Annotated in this window: 13 protein-coding genes; 10 read left to right on the top strand and 3 right to left on the bottom strand. The window is 69.8% G+C overall.

The genetic code is table 11. The features are described from left to right. Positions 1–50: 50 nt before the first annotated feature. The gene (gene tal, locus AB0A95_RS31105) at positions 51–1226 is read right to left on the bottom strand and encodes a transaldolase (RefSeq protein ID WP_357559297.1); all 1176 of its coding nucleotides are present in this window, start codon (positions 1224–1226) and stop codon (positions 51–53) included. 15 nt (positions 1227–1241) lie between these two features. After that, positions 1242–3380: a transketolase gene (tkt, locus tag AB0A95_RS31100; RefSeq protein ID WP_357559296.1), complete on the bottom strand. Its 2139-nt coding sequence runs from the start codon at positions 3378–3380 to the stop codon at positions 1242–1244. A gap of 263 nt (positions 3381–3643) precedes the next feature. Here tkt and AB0A95_RS31095 point away from each other — a divergent pair, with 263 nt between their 5' ends. Continuing rightward, entirely contained in the window at positions 3644–4597 is a 954-nt protein-coding gene (locus AB0A95_RS31095) for a heme o synthase (RefSeq protein ID WP_357559295.1), read from the top strand. A gap of 283 nt (positions 4598–4880) precedes the next feature. Next, positions 4881–5216, top strand: a complete 336-nt coding sequence (locus tag AB0A95_RS31090) for a hypothetical protein (RefSeq protein ID WP_357559294.1) — start codon at positions 4881–4883, stop codon at positions 5214–5216. A gap of 534 nt (positions 5217–5750) precedes the next feature. Here AB0A95_RS31090 and AB0A95_RS31085 read toward each other — a convergent pair. Beyond that, on the bottom strand, positions 5751–6695 hold the full coding sequence (locus AB0A95_RS31085; protein ID WP_357559293.1) for a COX15/CtaA family protein: 945 nt from the start codon (positions 6693–6695) through the stop codon (positions 5751–5753). Between the two features lie 193 nt (positions 6696–6888). Between AB0A95_RS31085 and AB0A95_RS31080 the strand changes: the two genes are divergently transcribed. The 8 genes from AB0A95_RS31080 to AB0A95_RS31045 all read left to right on the top strand — a co-directional run bounded on the left by AB0A95_RS31080 (position 6889) and on the right by AB0A95_RS31045 (position 13830). Next, positions 6889–7611 (top strand): transcriptional regulator, encoded by a 723-nt coding sequence (locus tag AB0A95_RS31080; protein ID WP_357559317.1) that lies wholly within the window; start codon positions 6889–6891, stop codon positions 7609–7611. Beyond that, on the top strand, positions 7608–9038 hold the full coding sequence (gene sufB, locus AB0A95_RS31075; RefSeq protein ID WP_074312771.1) for a Fe-S cluster assembly protein SufB: 1431 nt from the start codon (positions 7608–7610) through the stop codon (positions 9036–9038). The genes AB0A95_RS31080 and sufB overlap by 4 nt, the downstream gene beginning before the upstream one ends. A gap of 91 nt (positions 9039–9129) precedes the next feature. Continuing rightward, positions 9130–10299 (top strand): Fe-S cluster assembly protein SufD, encoded by a 1170-nt coding sequence (gene sufD / locus AB0A95_RS31070; protein ID WP_357559292.1) that lies wholly within the window; start codon positions 9130–9132, stop codon positions 10297–10299. Continuing rightward, positions 10299–10625 carry a non-heme iron oxygenase ferredoxin subunit gene (locus AB0A95_RS31065; RefSeq protein ID WP_357559291.1) on the top strand — a complete coding sequence of 109 codons (327 nt, stop codon included), beginning with the start codon at positions 10299–10301 and terminating at the stop codon, positions 10623–10625. The genes sufD and AB0A95_RS31065 overlap by 1 nt, the downstream gene beginning before the upstream one ends. Then, positions 10625–11398, top strand: a complete 774-nt coding sequence (gene sufC / locus AB0A95_RS31060; protein WP_357559290.1) for a Fe-S cluster assembly ATPase SufC — start codon at positions 10625–10627, stop codon at positions 11396–11398. The genes AB0A95_RS31065 and sufC overlap by 1 nt, the downstream gene beginning before the upstream one ends. A gap of 20 nt (positions 11399–11418) precedes the next feature. After that, positions 11419–12741, top strand: a complete 1323-nt coding sequence (locus AB0A95_RS31055) for a cysteine desulfurase (protein ID WP_357559289.1) — start codon at positions 11419–11421, stop codon at positions 12739–12741. A 2-nt stretch (positions 12742–12743) separates the two neighbouring features. After that, entirely contained in the window at positions 12744–13217 is a 474-nt protein-coding gene (gene sufU, locus AB0A95_RS31050; RefSeq protein WP_357559316.1) for a Fe-S cluster assembly sulfur transfer protein SufU, read from the top strand. Positions 13218–13365: 148 nt separating this feature from the next. Beyond that, entirely contained in the window at positions 13366–13830 is a 465-nt protein-coding gene (locus AB0A95_RS31045; RefSeq protein ID WP_357559315.1) for a metal-sulfur cluster assembly factor, read from the top strand. The last annotated feature ends 90 nt before the right edge of the window (positions 13831–13920 follow it).

The raw sequence follows: 13920 nt of genomic DNA, 5'->3' as shown, positions 1-13920 counted from the left end.
GTCATGAGCCACCCCGGCACTGAGTCTGCTGATTCGCTCGCTGCGCTCGCTCATGCGCCACCGGCCTTCTCGGCGCCCTTGGCGTTGCCCTTGGCGGCCTTGTTCGGCGCACCCTTGCCCTTGGCCGCCGCCTCCAGCGACTTACGGACGCCGTCGAGCAGCTCCTGCCAGCTGGCCTCGAACTTCTCCACGCCCTCGCGCTCCAGCGTGGCGATCACGTCGTCGATGTCCACCCCGACCGACTCCAGGTCCGCGAAGACCTTGCGGGCCGCGTCGTAGGAGCCGGTGATGGTGTCGCCGCGGGTCTCGCCATGATCGGCGTACGCGTGGATGACCGACTCCGGCATGGTGTTGACAGTGCCGGGGGCGATCAGCTCCTCGACGTAGATCACGTCGCGGTAGTCCGGGTTCTTTGTCGAGGTGGACGCCCACAGCGGCCGCTGCGGGTGCGCGCCGGCGGCGGCGAGCGCCTTCCACCGGTCGGAGGAGAACACCTCGGTGTAGCGCTCGTACGCCAGCTGGGCGTTGGCGACGGCGGCCTTGCCCTTCAGTGCCTTGGCCTGGTCGGAGCCGATCTTCTCCAGCCGCTTGTCGACCTCGGAGTCGACCCGGGAGACGAAGAACGACGCCACCGAGCCGATCTTCGACAGGTCGTGGCCGTTGGCCTTGGCCTGCTCCAGGCCGGCGAGGAACGCCTCCATCACGGCCGAGTAGCGGTCCAGACCGAAGATCAGCGTCACGTTGACGCTGATCCCCTCGGCGAGCGTGTCGGTGATCGCCGACAGGCCCTCCTCGGTGGCCGGGATCTTGATGTAGAGGTTGGGGCGGTCGACAAGCCACCACAGGGCCTTGGCCTCGGCCACCGTCCGGTCGCTGTCGTGCGCCACCCGGGGGTCCACCTCGATGGAGACCCGGCCGTCGACGCCGTCGCTGCCGTCGTAGGACGGACGCATCACGTCGCAGGCCCACCGCACGTCGTACGTGGTGAGCATGCGCACCGACTCCTCGACCTCGATGCCACGGGTGGCGAGGTCGCGCAGTTGCCAGTTGTACTCGTCGGCGTCGCTCAGCGCCTTTGCGAAGATCGTCGGGTTGGTGGTGACACCGGCCACGTGCTTCTCGCGGCGGAGCTGGTCCAGCCCGCCGGAGCTCAACCGCACCCGGGAAAGATCGTCGAGCCACACCGCCACGCCCGCGGCGGTGAGCTCATTCAGCTTGTCGGTCATGCCGTCCACGCTCCCTCAGTTGCCGGTCGTGAAACCGGTGATGTCGCCCACCCGGGCCAGCGAGGCGTGCGCCGCCGCCACGATCCGGTCGGGGGTGAACCCGAACTGCTCGAAGAGCACGGTGTGCGGGGCGCTCGCCCCGTAGTGCTCCAGGCTGACGCTCTCGCCCAGATCACCGACGACGCCACGCCACGACATCGCGATGCCCGCTTCCACGCTCACCCGTGCCTTTACCCCGCGTGGCAGCACCGACTCCCGGTACGCCTCATCCTGCTCGTAGAACCACTCCTGGCAGGGCATCGAGACGACCCGGGTCGGGGTGCCGTCGGCCTCCAGCCGCTCCCGGGCGGTCAGGCAGAGCTGCACCTCGGAGCCGGTGCCGACGATGATCACCTGCGGCTTGCCGTTGGACGCCTCGGCCAGCACGTACCCGCCCTTGGCCACGCCGTCCGCACCGCCGAGCACGTCGCGGTCCAGGGTCGGCAGCGGCTGACGGCTCAGCGCCAGCGCGGTGGGGCGGTCGGTGTGCTCCAGCGCCTGCCGCCAGGCCCAGGCCGTCTCGTTGGCGTCCGCCGGGCGGACCACGTCCAGGCCCGGAATGGCCCGCAGCGCGGTCAGGTGCTCCACCGGCTGGTGGGTCGGGCCGTCCTCGCCGAGGCCGATCGAGTCGTGCGTCCAGACGTAGGTCACCGGCAGGCCCATCAACGCGGCAAGCCGCACCGAGGGACGCATGTAGTCGCTGAACACCAGGAACGTGCCACCGTAGGGGCGGGTGCCGCCGTGCAGGGCGATGCCGTTGAGGATCGCGCCCATGGCGTGCTCACGGATGCCGAAGTGCAGCGTGCGGCCGTACTCGTGACCGGGGAAGTCCTTGGTGGCGTGCGTGGCCGGGATGAACGACGGCTCGCCCTTCATTGTGGTGTTGTTGCTCTCGGCCAGGTCGGCCGAACCACCCCACAGCTCCGGCAGCACCGGCGCGAGCGCCTCCAGCACCTTGCCGGACGCGGCCCGGGTGGCCACGCCCTTGGCGTCGGCGGGGAAGACCGGCAGCGCGTCGGTCCAGCCGTCCGGCAGGACCCGGCCCGCCAACCGCTCGTAGAGCGCGGTGCGCTCCGGGTTGGTCTTCTTCCAGGCGTCGAACGCGGTGGTCCACTGCTGCTCGGCCTCGGACCCGCGGCCCATCACCGAACGGGCGTGGGTGAGCACCTCCTCGTCGACCTGGAAGGTCTGCTCCGGGTCGAAGCCGAGGATCTGCTTGGTGGCCTTCACCTCGTCGGCGCCGAGCGCCGAGCCGTGGATCTTGCCGGTGTTCTGCTTGTTGGGGGCGGGCCAGCCGATGATGGTGCGCAGCGCGATGAAGGAGGGGCGGGCGGTCTCCGCCCGGGCGGCCACCAGCGCCGCGTACAACGCCTCGGCGTCCTCGTGGTAGTCGCCCTGGTCGGCGTCACCGCTGCGCCAGTCGACGGTCTGCACGTGCCAGCCGTACGCCTCGTAGCGGGCGGCCACGTCCTCGCTCTTGGCGATCCGGGTGTCGTCCTCGATGGAGATCTCGTTGTCGTCGTAGATCACCGTGAGGTTGCCCAGCTGCTGGTGCCCGGCGAGGGCGCTGGCCTCGTGGCTGATGCCCTCCTCGATGTCGCCGTCGGAGACGATGCACCAGATGTCGTGGTCGAAGACCGACGCGCCCGGCTCGGCCTCGGGGTCGAACAGGCCGCGCTCGCGGCGGGCCGCCATGGCCATGCCGACCGCGTTGCCCAGGCCCTGCCCGAGCGGGCCGGTGGTGGTCTCCACGCCCGGGGTGTGCCCGTGCTCGGGGTGACCCGGCGTCTGCGAGCCCCACTGCCGCAGCGACTTGAGGTCGTCCAGGCTCAACGGGTAACCGGACAGGAAGAGCTGGATGTAGAGCGTCAGGCTGGAGTGCCCGGCGGAGAGGACGAACCGGTCCCGGCCGGGCCAGTTCGGGTCGGCCGGGTTGTGCCGCATGACGCGGTTGAAGAGGAGGTACGCCGCGGGCGCGAGGCTCATCGCGGTGCCCGGGTGGCCGTTGCCGGATTTCTCTACGGCGTCCATGGCCAGCACGCGGACGGTATCGACGGCCCGGCGATCGAGGTCGGACCAGTTCAGTGCGGAGTGCTCGGGTCGTTTGGCAGCCACGATGGTTGTGCTCCTCGGCAGATGGGCGGAACCCTCACCGATGACCTTATCGAGCGTCCCTAAACCCGCGCCCGGGGATCTCCGCATGGTGTGCGCCACGTGACGTTCCGGATGCTTGGTTCACCTCGGTGGTGTGACGGCCCGCACCGTTGTCGGGTCGGCCGGGCAGCGAAAACGACAACGCGTAGTGTGTGGGTCGGTGTGCGGGCCCGAGCGGCCCGCCGATCCGATCTCCCCGTGCCGATGCCGGAAGGTGCCAATCCGTGAGCATGATCACCGAGCGCCCCGCGAGCAACCCGGCCGGGCAACACCCGGCACGGGCGGCCGAGGGTCCGGTGGCCCGGCGGGACGTGCGTGGGGTCCTCTCGGCGTACGTGGCGCTCACCAAGCCGCGGATCGTCGAGTTGCTGCTGGTCACCACCATCCCGGCGATGATGCTCGCCGACGGCGGGCTGCCGTCGCTGTGGCTGATGGCCGTGGTGCTGATCGGCGGCTCGCTCGCCGCCGGTGCGGCCAGCGTGCTCAACTGCTACATCGACCGGGACATCGACCAGTTGATGCGGCGTACCAAGCGTCGGCCGCTGCCGGCGCACACCGTCTCACCGCGTAGCGCGCTGGTCTTCGGTCTGGTGTTGGCGGCGGTGTCGATCGCCCTGATGGCGGCGTTCACCAACCTGCTCGCCGCCGGGCTGACCCTCGCCGCGATCGTCTACTACGACGTCATCTACACGCTGTGGCTCAAGCGCTCCACCCCGACCAACACCTTCTGGGGCGGCGCCTGCGGTGCCGCGCCCGTGCTGATCGGCTGGGCAGCGGTGACCGGCTCACTGGCGCCGGCCGCCTGGGGGCTCTTCGCGGTGGTCTTCTTCTGGCAGATGCCGCACTTCTACCCGCTCGCGATGAAGTACAAGGACGACTACGCCCGCGCCGGGATCCCGATGCTGCCGGTGGTGGCCTCGATCCGCCGGGTGAACGCCGAGATCCTGATCTTCGCGTGGCTGACCGTGCTCACCTCGCTCGCCGTCTGGCCGCTGGGGCTCAGCGCGATCTACGGGGTGCCGACCCTGGTGGTGGGTGCCATCTTCGTGGTCGAGGCACACCGACTCTGCCGACGCGCGACGCGGGGCGAGGCGGTCAAGCCGATGCGGCTGTTCCACTGGTCCACGACGTACCTGACGATCGTGTTCGCGGCCGTCGCGCTCGACGCGCTGATCTGACCCGTCACCCAGGCTGCGGCTCTGCCGCCGGGACTCTCGTGACTAATCATGGGCATGGATGAGTTGTCCGGGTTTAACGTCACATCAGAGTAACTTTCAGCATGAGCCGGATCGGCTCAACTGTGCGGACTGTCGCACGCTTTGCCCGCCCGTTTAGCAGTGGAAAGTCCGGATATAACCGGGCAGAAAACCTGTGATCGTTTTCAAACCTCTAGGTAATTGGCATCACAAAAGGTTCATGGTTCTCGCCCGGGAGGGTGCGGGTCTGCTTAGGCTTCGCGTTATGGCAGATGGTTCCGATACGACGATGACGGCCGAGCAGACCGCCGCCGAGCAGGCCCCCCACGGCCTGGTCGCGGGCCTCAAGGCGTTCGCCGCCGGCCACGGCGGCGCGAAGGCGGTCATCGAGTACGTCGGCAAGCGTGGCGCGCGAATCGTCCTGGTGGGTTCCGACGGCGAGTGGGGCGACCAGTTCGCCGACGACACCGTCACCGCACGGGAGGCGTGCGCCGAGGCGGGAGTCACCGTCGAGAACGCCTGGGAGCGTGAACTGATGGACCAGATGCGCCCCAGCAACGACCTCTGGCGGTCGATGGCCCGGCGCACGATGGCTCGCTGAGCAGCCAACCGAATTGACCGCACACCACCAGTCGACCCGGGGGGAACCCCGGGTCGCTCTCGTTACCTGTGCCGACCTCGTCGATCTCGACCCGGACGACCGCTGGTCCTCGCTCCGCTCACGGCCCGTGGCATCTCCGTCGAGACCGCAGTGTGGGACGACGGGCTGGAGCTGACCGAGCCGTCGCTCTTCATCGGGTACGCGGACGGACCCCCTGACCGTCTCGCCGCCGCGAAGGCCACCCACCTGGCCTGCCGGGCCTGACGCCCGCTGTCGGCTGGTCTGCCGGGCCTGGCCCCCGCTGTCGGCTGGTCTGCCGGGCCTGACGCCCGCTGCCGAGCCGGCCGACACCGGTGGCGCAGCCGAGAAACGCCCGCAGAGCCCGGTGAGCGACGTGACTTCGTTGTGATCGACTCGGCCTTCTGTAAGTCGGCCCATCGGACCGGCTCGGACACCGCGACATCAAGAAACCCGAGTCGATCAGGGCCGTGCGGGGTGCGCGGGGCGCGCGGGGCGCGCGGGGTGCGCGGGGCGTCAGACGGTGACCGGGACGGGGGCGGCGTCGGCCGGGGTGGTCTCGGTGGCCGGGGCGACGGGGTGGCGCTCGCGGGTCGACCACTGCACCGAGAGGGTGGCCAGCAGCACCAGGCAGGCGCCGAGCATGTGCGCGCCGACCAGGAGCGCCGGCACGTGGGTGAAGTACTGCACGAAGCCGATCACGCCCTGACCCAGCTCCACGGCGACCAGGACGATCGCGGCGCGGGTGGCCCGGCGCGCACCCACGGCACGGAACGCGAAGATCAGCGCCACCGAGAGGCCGATCAGCAGGAAGACCCCGTCGGCGTGCACCTGGGAGATCGACTCCGGGTCCAGTCCGTTGCGGGCCGCGCCGTGGTCGCCGGCGTGCGGGCCGCTGCCGGTGACCCAGGTGCCGATGACCAGCACCGCGACGGCGACGCCGGTGGTGACGCGGGCCAGCACGCGCAGCGGTGTGGGCACCACGGGCACGGTCGGGCCGTCCGGGTCGCCGATGCGCCGCCAGAGGGCGTACGCGGCGGCGAGCACCGCCATCGAGGCCAGGAAGTGCAGCCCGACCACCCAGGGGTTGAGGTTGGTGAGCACGGTGATGCCACCGACCACCGCCTGGGCGGGAATGCCCAGGAAGACGGCGACCGCGAGGGCCAGCAGCCCGGGTCGGCGCGGCCGGTGTGCCAGTACGGCCAGCAGGGTGGCCAGTGCGATGAGGCCCACCGCGAACGTCAGCATCCGGTTGCTGAACTCGATCACCCCGTACACACCCATCTCGGGGGTGGTGACGTACGAGTCGTCGGTGCAGCGGGGCCAGGTGGGGCAGCCGAGGCCCGAGGCGGTCAGTCGGACGGCTCCGCCGGTGACGACGATTGCCACGTTCGCGATGATGGAGGCGAGCGCGAGGCGGCGCAGCAGGATGCCGGGGACCGGACGGACGATTCGGTTCACGGCGCAAATCCTACGCACTGTAGTGATCGAGGTTCGTCCGACTCGGTCGGCTCGGTGGTTCGGATCACCGGGTCGGGGTTTGCGACCCTCCGGGTAATTACGTAACGTTGGCGTTGTGAAAAACGCGGCGGCGCTTCCCGGGCACCAGCCGACGGCTGTCCCGGCCGTCGGTGCGTCCGCGTCCGCGCCGGTCGTGACCGCGTCGGCGGCGCCCACTGGTGGCACGGCGGCCGAGAGTTCCACCCGTGACCGGGTCACCCAACTGCTGCTGGAGCGGGGTGCGACGACCGCCGCGCAGCTCGGCGTGGCCCTCGGGCTCAGCCCGGCGGCGATCCGCCGGCACCTCGACGCGATGCTCGCCGACGGCGACGTGTACGCCCGCGAGCAGGCCGTGCAGGGCAGCCGTGGTCGGGGGCGTCCGGCCAAGGTGTTCATGCTGACCGAGGCCGGCCGGGTTCGCTGTGGCACCCATCACTACGACAACATGGCCACCGCCGCGCTGCGGTGGATCGCCCGCCGCGGCGGGTCGGACGCGGTCGAGGCGTTCGCCGCCGAGCAGGTTTCCGCGCTGGAGTCACGCTGCCGGGCGGCCATGGAGGACGCCGGCGACGACCCTCTCGCCCGAGCCGAGGCACTCGCCGCGGCGCTCACCGGCGAGGGTTACGCTGCCAACGCGACAACGATCGCCTCCGGCGGTCAGCTCTGCCAGCACCATTGCCCGGTGGCGCACGTGGCCGCCGAATTCCCTCAGCTGTGCGAGGCCGAGACCGCGGTGATCTCCCGTCTGGTCGGCACCCACGTGCAGCGCCTTGCCACCATCGCGCACGGCGACGGGGTGTGCACCACGCACATTCCGACCCAGCCGGGGCGTGCTCAATCCGGTAATCCCGTCACCACTGTGAGGACAGCTAGATGACCGAGCAGATTGTTCAGCCACTGACTCAGGAAGAGCAGCTCGCCGCACTGGGTCGGTACGAGTACGGCTGGTCCGACCCGGACGCCGCCGGGGCGGTCGCCCAGCGCGGCATCAACGAGGCGGTGGTGCGGGACATCTCGGCCAAGAAGAACGAGCCGGCGTGGATGCTCGACCTGCGGCTGAAGGGTCTGCGGCTGTTCGGCCGCAAGCCGATGCCGGCCTGGGGCGCGGACCTCACCGGCATCGACTTCGACAACATCAAGTATTTCGTGCGGTCGACCGAGAAGCAGGCCACCAGCTGGGAGGACCTGCCCGAGGACATCAAGAACACCTACGACCGGCTGGGCATCCCGGAGGCGGAGAAGCAGCGACTGGTCGCCGGTGTCGCGGCGCAGTACGAGTCCGAGGTCGTCTACCACAAGATCCGTGAGGACCTTGAGGAGCAGGGCGTCCTCTTCCTGGACACCGACACCGCGCTGCGCGAGCACGAGGACGTCTTCAAGGAGTACTTCGGCACGGTGATCCCGGTCGGTGACAACAAGTTCGCCGCCCTGAACACCTCCGTGTGGTCCGGCGGCTCGTTCATCTACGTGCCGAAGGGCGTGCACGTCGAGATCCCGCTACAGGCCTACTTCCGGATCAACACCGAGAACATGGGCCAGTTCGAGCGGACGCTGATCATCGTCGACGAGGGTGCGTACGTGCACTACGTCGAGGGCTGCACCGCGCCGCTCTACTCCTCAGACTCGCTGCACAGCGCGGTCGTGGAGATCATCGTGAAGAAGAACGCGCGTTGCCGCTACACGACCATCCAGAACTGGTCGAACAACGTCTACAACCTGGTCACCAAGCGCGCCGTCTGCCACGAGGGCGCGACCATGGAGTGGGTCGACGGCAACATCGGCTCCAAGGTGACAATGAAGTACCCGGCGGTCTACATGACCGGCGAGCACGCCAAGGGTGAGGTGCTCTCGGTGGCGATGGCCGGCGAGGGCCAGCACCAGGACGCCGGCGCCAAGATGGTGCACGCCGCGCCGCACACCTCCTCGACGATCGTGTCGAAGTCGATCGCCCGTGGCGGCGGCCGTACCTCGTACCGGGGCCTGGTGCAGGTGCTGGAGGGTTCGCACCACAGCCGGAGCACTGTCAAGTGCGACGCGCTGCTCGTCGACACCATCTCCCGCTCGGACACCTACCCGTACGTCGACATCCGCGAGGACGACGTGTCGATGGGGCACGAGGCGACCGTCTCCAAGATCAGCGACGACCAGCTCTTCTACCTGATGAGCCGGGGCCTGAGCGAGGACGAGGCGATGGCGATGATCGTGCGCGGCTTCATCGAGCCGATCGCCAAGGAACTCCCGATGGAGTACGCCCTGGAGCTCAACCGCCTGATCGAGCTTCAGATGGAGGGCGCGGTCGGCTGACGCCGCCGCTCCAGCGGGGCGGGCCGGAACGTCGGCCCGCCCGCACCCGGCCCCAACCTCGTCGTCACGGAACAGACAGACCAAGGAAGACATGACTACCCAGGCTTCCGCGCCGCCTCCCAGCACCAAGTCGCAGGCGCTGCGCTCGTACGACGTCGCCGACTTCCCGGCCCTCACCGGCCTGGAGGAGGAGTGGCGTTTCACCCCGCTCAAGCGCCTGCGCGGCCTGACCGGCGACGGCGCCAACGCTGCCGCGCCGGAGTCGCCGACCGCGACCGGCGCGGTTCGGCACGAGTACGGTGACCTGCCCGAAGGTGTTGCCATCACCCGGATCGGCCGCGACGACCAGCGGGTCGGTAGCGTCCTGACCCCGGTCGACCGGGTCAGCGCGCTGGCCTACGGCGCCGCCGCCGACGCCCTGCTGCTGCGGGTCGCCGAAGACGTGGTGCTCGGCGAGCCGGTGCGTCTGCGGGTGGTCGGCGAGGGTGTCGAGCAGCCGGCGTTCGGTCACACCTTCGTCGAGGTGGGCCGGTTCGCCGAGGCGACAGTGGTCGTGGAGCACGTCGGGTCGGCCACCCTGGCCGACAACGTCGAGGTGGCCGTGACCGACGGCGCGAAGCTGACGCTTGTCACGATCGCCGACTGGGCCGACGACGCGGTCCAGGCCCAGCATCTCAAGATCAAGCTGGGCCGGGACGCCAAGGTCATCCACATCCAGGTGTCCCTGGGTGGCGACCTGGTCCGGCAGTTCACCAGCGTGGAATACACCGGTCGGGGTGGCGAGGCCGAGCTGTACGGCGTCTACTTCGCCGACTCGGGCCAGCACCTGGAGCACCGGCAGCTGGTCGACCACTCCGTGCCGGACTGCCGCAGCTACGTCGGCTACCGGGGCGCCCTGCAAGGCGAGAGCGCGCACACCGTCTGGGTCGGTGACGTGCTGATCCGGGCCGAGGCGACCGGCACCGACACGTACGAGATCAACCGGAACCTGCTGCTCACCGACGGCGCGCGGGCGGACTCCGTACCCAATCTGGAGATCGAGACCGGCGAGATCGCCGGCGCCGGCCACGCCAGCGCGACCGGCCGCTTCGACGACGAGCAGTTGTTCTACCTGATGGCCCGGGGCATCCCGGAGAGTGAGGCCCGCCGGCTGGTGGTCCGCGGTTTCTTCGCCGAGCTGATCAACAAGATCCCGGTGGAGTCGCTGCGCGAGAGCCTCGGCGACGCGATCGAGGCCCGGCTGACCAAGGCGGGCGCCTGATGATCCGCGTCTGCTCCACCGAGGACGTGCCAAAGGGCACCGCGATCAGCGCGGACGTCGACGGCACCCCGATCGCGCTGGTGCACGGCGAGGACGGCGAGTTCTACGCCGCCTACGACGAGTGCTCGCACGCCGCGGTCGCCCTCTCCGAGGGTGAGGTCGACGGCTGCACGCTGGAGTGCTGGCTGCACGGCTCGCGCTTCGACCTGCGTACCGGCGCGCCGAGCGGCCTGCCGGCCACCGAACCCGTCCCCGTCTACCCCGTCGAAGTCCGCGACGGCGACATCTACCTCAGCCTGACGCCGAGTAATGGAGTGACCCGATAATGAGCACCCTGGAGATCCGCGACCTGAAGGTGTCGGTCAAGCTGCCCGAGGGTGAGCTCAAGCCGATCCTGGCCGGCGTCGACCTGACCGTCCGCTCCGGTGAGACCCACGCGATCATGGGCCCGAACGGTTCCGGCAAGTCCACGCTTGCGTACTCGATCGCCGGTCACCCCAAGTACGAGATCACCGGCGGCTCGGTGACCCTCGACGGCGAGGACGTGCTCGCCATGACCGTCGACGAGCGGGCCCGCGCCGGCCTCTTCCTGGCCATGCAGTACCCGGTCGAGGTGCCCGGCGTCTCGGTGGCCAACTTCCTGCGGACCGCGAAGACCGCCATCGACGGCGAGGCGCCGAAGCTGCGCACCTGGGGTGGCGAGCTGCGCGGCGCGATGGAGCGCCTACAGATGGACCCGGCGTTCGCCCAGCGCAACGTCAACGAGGGCTTCTCCGGCGGTGAGAAGAAGCGGCACGAGATCGTCCAACTGGAGCTGCTCAAGCCGAAGATCGCGATCCTCGACGAGACCGACTCCGGCCTCGACGTGGACGCGCTGCGCGTGGTCAGCGAGGGTGTCAACCGGGTCCGCGACAACGGCGACACCGGCATGCTGCTGATCACCCACTACACGCGGATCCTGCGCTACATCAAGCCGGACTTCGTGCACGTGTTCGTCGCCGGCCGGATCGTCGAGCAGGGCGGCCCGGAGCTTGCCGACAAGCTTGAGGCCGAGGGCTACGAGCGGTACGCCGCCGGGGCCGGCACGGCCAAGGCCTGAGCGGGAGAGGCGCTGTCGAGATGACCAGCATCGCGATCCCCGCGGGGATGCCGCAGTACGACGACGTGCCGCGTTTCGACGTGGCCCGGGTGCGTGCCGACTTCCCGATCCTCGATCGGGAGATCAACGGGCACCCGCTTGTCTACCTCGACAGCGCCAACACCTCGCACAAGCCCCGCCAGGTGCTCGACGTGCTCGACGAGCACTACACGCGGCACAACGCCAACGTCTCGCGCTCGGTGCACACGCTGGGCACCGAGGCCACCGAGGCGTACGAGGGCGCGCGGGCCAAGATCGCCGCGTTCATCAACGCGCCGAGCGTCGACGAGGTGGTGTTCACGAAGAACTCCACCGAGGCGATCAACATCGTGGCGTACGCCTTCTCGAACGCCTCGCTGCCCGCGGACGCCGCTCCGTCCCGTGACACGGACGAGCGTTTCCGGCTCGGTCCCGGCGACGAGGTGGTGATCTCCGAGATGGAGCACCACTCCAACATCGTTCCGTGGCAGCTGCTCTGCGAGCGCACCGGCGCGACCCTGCGCTGGTTCGGAGTCACCGAGCAGGGCCGGCTGGACGAGTCGGGCCTGAACGACCTGATCACCGAACGGACGAAGATCGTCTCGCTGGTGCACATGTCCAACATCCTCGGCACCGTCAACGCCACCTCCCGCATCACCGCGCGGGTCCGCGAGGTGGGCGCGCTGCTGCTGCTGGACTGCTCACAGTCGGTGCCGCACCTGCCCATCGACGTGGTCGACCTGGACGCCGACTACATCGTCTTCACCGGGCACAAGATGCTCGGCCCGACCGGCATCGGCGTGCTCTGGGGTCGGAGCGAGCTGCTGGCGGCCATGCCGCCGGTGTTCGGCGGCGGTTCGATGATCGAGACGGTCACCATGGCCCGCTCGACGTTCGCCGCGCCGCCGGCCCGCTTCGAGGCGGGCACCCCGCCGATCGCCGAGGCGGTCGCGCTCGGCGCGGCGGTGGACTACCTCACCGGCATCGGCATGCAGGGCATCCAGTGGCACGAGAAGGAGCTGACGGCGTACGCGCTGGACGCCCTCGGCTCGGTGCCCGACCTGCGGATCTTCGGCCCGACCGTGCCGATCGGCCGGGGTGGCACCATCTCGTTCGCGCTCGGTGACGTGCACCCGCACGACGTGGGTCAGGTGCTCGACTCGCTCGGCGTGCAGGTGCGCGTGGGCCATCACTGTGCCAAGCCGGTGTGCAGCCGGTTCGGTGTCCCGGCGATGACCCGGGCCTCGTTCTACCTCTACACCACCACCGAGGAGATCGACGCTCTGGTGGCCGGTCTGGAGCAGGTGCGGAAGGTGTTCGACTGATGGTGCAGCTCGACCAGCTCTACCAGGAGATCATCCTGGACCACTACAAGCGCCCGCACGGTCGCGGCCTGCGCGACGCCGACGACCCCGGTGACCGCGTCGGGGAAGCGCACCACGTCAACCCCACCTGCGGCGACGAGGTCACCGTCCGGGTGGCCACCGGCGGCGACGTGCTGCACGACATCTCGTACGACGGCATGGGCTGCTCGATCAGCCAGGCCTCGGCGAGCGTGCTGCACGAGTTGCTGCGCGGTCGGACCGCCGGGGAAGCTTTCGAGGTGCACGAGGCGTTCGTGGAGTTGATGTCCGGACGTGGCCAGGTCACGCCGGACGAGGACGTGCTCGGTGACGGGGTTGCTTTCGCGGGTGTGGCCCGCTATCCCGCCCGGGTCAAGTGCGCGCTGCTGCCGTGGATGGCGTTCAAGGACGCCGCGGCACGCGCCGGTGTGGGCGTGAGCCCGGAGGTGAAGGCATGAGCGAGCGTCAGCGAGAGAGTCAGTGGTGCGGCGCGGTGGTGCCTCATGGCGTTACGAAGCGAAGCGGAGTGAAGGCATGAGCAGCGAGAACACGGCTACTGCGGCGACGCCGGAGGCCGATGACGCCGTCGTGGCGCAGACCGATGCGGTGACGCCGGAGGCCGGTGACGCCGCCGCCCCGGCGGGCGATGCTGCCGCCGCCCCGGCGGGCGATGCTGCCGCCGTCCCGGCGGGCGATGCTGCCGCCGTCCCGGCGGGCGATGCTGCCGCCTCGGTGAGCGGTGTCAGCAAGGCCATGCTCGCCGACATCGAGGAGGCGATGAAGGACGTCGTCGACCCGGAGCTCGGCATCAACGTGGTCGACCTGGGCCTGGTGTACGGCGTCCACGTCGACGAGGAGAACGTCGCCACCCTGGACATGACGCTCACCTCGGCGGCCTGCCCGCTGACCGACGTGATCGAGGACCAGACCCGGCAGGCGCTGACCACCGGCCCCGGCGGCGGCCTCGTCAACGACATCCGCATCAACTGGGTGTGGCTCCCGCCGTGGGGCCCGGACAAGATCACTGACGAGGGTCGGGACCAGCTCCGGTCCCTCGGGTTCAACGTCTGAGCTGACCCCGGTCGGCTCTGCCCGTCGAGCGCCGACGTGTTGTAGTCGTGGTTGCCCGGCGACGGGCGGGTGCGCGTCCGGTGCCGACCC

The organism is Micromonospora sp. NPDC049230 (assembly GCF_040647875.1).
Lineage (GTDB): Bacteria > Actinomycetota > Actinomycetes > Mycobacteriales > Micromonosporaceae > Micromonospora.
The sequence above is the reverse complement of the archived record's forward strand: the minus strand, read 5'-3'. Positions and strand labels throughout refer to the sequence as shown.

Coding starts and splice junctions, on each gene's coding strand:
- tal (WP_357559297.1), bottom strand. CDS start 1,226: ATGACCGACAAGCTGAATGAGCTCACCGCCGCGGGCGTGGCGGTGTGG.
- AB0A95_RS31090 (WP_357559294.1), top strand. CDS start 4,881: ATGGCAGATGGTTCCGATACGACGATGACGGCCGAGCAGACCGCCGCC.
- sufB (WP_074312771.1), top strand. CDS start 7,608: ATGACCGAGCAGATTGTTCAGCCACTGACTCAGGAAGAGCAGCTCGCC.
- sufD (WP_357559292.1), top strand. CDS start 9,130: ATGACTACCCAGGCTTCCGCGCCGCCTCCCAGCACCAAGTCGCAGGCG.
- AB0A95_RS31065 (WP_357559291.1), top strand. CDS start 10,299: ATGATCCGCGTCTGCTCCACCGAGGACGTGCCAAAGGGCACCGCGATC.
- sufC (WP_357559290.1), top strand. CDS start 10,625: ATGAGCACCCTGGAGATCCGCGACCTGAAGGTGTCGGTCAAGCTGCCC.
- AB0A95_RS31055 (WP_357559289.1), top strand. CDS start 11,419: ATGACCAGCATCGCGATCCCCGCGGGGATGCCGCAGTACGACGACGTG.